The following is a 2,480-nucleotide window of genomic DNA, read 5'->3' as shown; positions in this document are numbered from 1 at the left end:
GAAATCATCAGACGCTTGCTACGGGCACGGGTTGGTCAGCACTCCTGCCACGGGGCGCTGTTGTGCTCGGCAAGGTGTACGCGTCTGCTTGGGTTGTGTCTCGTACGTGACCTTGCCCCTGGCCTCTCTGAGGCCCTTGGCTGTCAGAGTGAAGGACACGAAGCGGGGCCGGTAGATGGTGGGATCTCGGTAGTGGGCGCCGCTGGAGGAGACGCTGTTGTCGAAGTTGTTCACGTTGTAGGACATGATCCATCGGCTCCCTGATGCCAGGGACGGATGGACATGAGCGTTGTAGGAGAAGCACCTGCCGTCTTCTTCCTTGCCCGCGGCCACGCAGTCCCCGAAAGGCACAGGGCCCCCTTCGGGCATCCGGAAGACCTCGTCGTTGCCATCCAGATGCCCGAAGGCCCCGAAGGGGTCACAGCCGAACCACAGGCGGATCTTTCCGCTGAACGCGTCCGTGCTGTCCTGACTGATGACCACGAAGTTGCCCTTGAACGGCGTAACGCTGTACTCGTTAGAGACACCGGTCAGGGCGGTGTCGCCTTCAGTCTCGCCATACATCCATGAGCCGCGGCTTGAGTTGAGGTATTCCCACTTCTCGGGCTGGGCGATGTTGGTTCCCTTGACACGAGCGATTCTCATGCCCTTATTCACAGATTTGCTGTCGACACCGTAGATGTACGTGTAGCCGTCACCGCTCTGCTCGGCGGACATGACAGCCGATCCCCACTGGATACCCGTGCCGGAGCGAAGTGGCTGAATCGATGCCGGCTTTGTGAGATCGCTGGTGTCAAACGTCGCGACCATAGAACGCTTGATCTTGAAATCCCAGACCCCCGGGCCGTACTTGTACCACTCGTGGAAGACGACCTGAAGGTGTTCCTTCCCGCCGATGGTGGTCACGAGGCCGTCCCCGAGCCAGTACCAGTGCCCCGCCGCCGGCTGGGGCATGATCGCCTGCTTGTCAGGGCCAGTGATGGTGGTGAGATTGTCCCCGACCTGGGCCACGAACGTACTGTTAATCAGCGGCGCGGTCAGGGGTCGCGTGCCATTGTCGTTCAAAGGGCCGAGGAAGGTGTCGGAGAAGAGCCACAGACGGCGGCCGTCACCGAGAGTGACGCTGTAGGTGGAATCACCCCCGGTCCATCCGTCGCGTGTCGTCTCTGCGTACTTATTGAAAACGTCTTCCGGGTATGCCTTCGGCTCTGCTTGTTTGGCCTCGACAACGGAATTCGCCGGACACTGGCTGTAGCTGACAGGTGCCGCGACACCAGAGGGTTTGCCAGGCCCCTCGTAGTCACCGCCTGCCGGAGTAACCAAATGGACATAGAACCTGTCCCCATCGAGCATGCGATTGACCCGGTAGAACTCTGCGAGGTCATCTCCGGCTTCTTTGTTATGACTCTTCGTAATAGGGTCTACGGAAAAGTGCCTGTACCCGTCATTTGGGGATTGCTTGCTGGCACCTTCGACTGCGCCCTCGTATGTCGACGCATACGGGTACTCATCACACTCGCGGTCATAACCCGCCGATGTTGCGTAATCCGCCCCGTAGAATTTTACGCACTGGCTTACAGACTTCCTCCGGTTGGCCGCCTTCTTTTTCCCATCCTTCGTGTAGAGGCGCGTGAGCGGGTCCTTGCTCTTCGGGGATCCCGGAATGTACTTTGTATGCTCCGATGACGGCTCAGTGTCGTCCGGGGTGTTCTGTGCCCTCCAGACGTGCTTGGTCTGTTCTTCCCACTGCGGGCGAGAGTCGAATCTGTATGTTACTGGCTGGCCGTCATCGAATACGCAGCCCTGCCACTTCCCGACGTACTGTGCCGAGTCACACCGGAACGGTACATCTTCGATCTTGTTTATCTCTTGCGCCGTGAATTCGATGCCGAATGTGTGTTTGGCGACCTTGTCGCCTGTGAGGGATCCCTCCGGCGAGGAGAAGGTGAGCCACTGGTTCGAGCCGGTCGGGGTGTCGCGCCACTTCTGCAGTGGATCGGTCCGGTTGCCCGTGACGCTGCAGTTCGAGCTGCAGTCGCCCTTTATGCCGAATTGCTGACCCCAGTTTGGACTCCCGGTGGTGCGCCAGTTGTCCAACTGGATCCACACATCCACATTGCGGTTACTCTCTGCTCCTGTTGTCCCCAGGGCCGTCAGCCTGAACCGGATCGAGTCGTTGCCGTCCTGGTACAGGATGTCTCCCATGGCGCACCAGTGCGTACGGTCCATGATCTTGTGCCTTTTGCCGCCCGGATACGAGGCGTTCCGGCACGTGTTCAGATCTGTTTGCGTGACCGAGCTCCGCTTCTGAGATGCCTGTTCTTCATAGCTAGGGGAGTTCCGGTACATGTACCTGGAGAGGTCCATCCTCTCTTCGGGAGTCATCGGCCCCTTCGGCCGTTCCCAAGTTACGACCTCCTTCCCCGCCGGCGGTGCACTGCTCTGGTCAGAGTCTTGCGCCGCTGTCAGCGCCGTTGCGA

1 protein-coding gene is annotated in these 2,480 nt (G+C 59.6%); it reads right to left on the bottom strand.

The window, feature by feature from the left end; translation table 11 throughout:
* Positions 1 to 18 precede the first annotated feature (18 nt).
* Entirely contained in the window at positions 19 to 2,385 is a 2,367-nt protein-coding gene (locus tag ACQB60_RS45670; protein ID WP_496932028.1) for a DUF5005 domain-containing protein, read from the bottom strand.
* Positions 2,386 to 2,480: the final 95 nt, after the last annotated feature.

The sequence above is a fragment of the Streptomyces odontotermitis genome, assembly GCF_050510915.1.
Taxonomy (GTDB): domain Bacteria; phylum Actinomycetota; class Actinomycetes; order Streptomycetales; family Streptomycetaceae; genus Streptomyces.
Note: the sequence above shows the minus strand (reverse complement) of the source record. Positions and strands in the feature narration are given on the sequence as shown.

Excerpts from the sequence above, each read along its gene's own strand:
- ACQB60_RS45670 (WP_496932028.1), bottom strand. The coding sequence starts at position 2,385 with ATGACTCCCGAAGAGAGGATGGACCTCTCCAGGTACATGTACCGGAAC.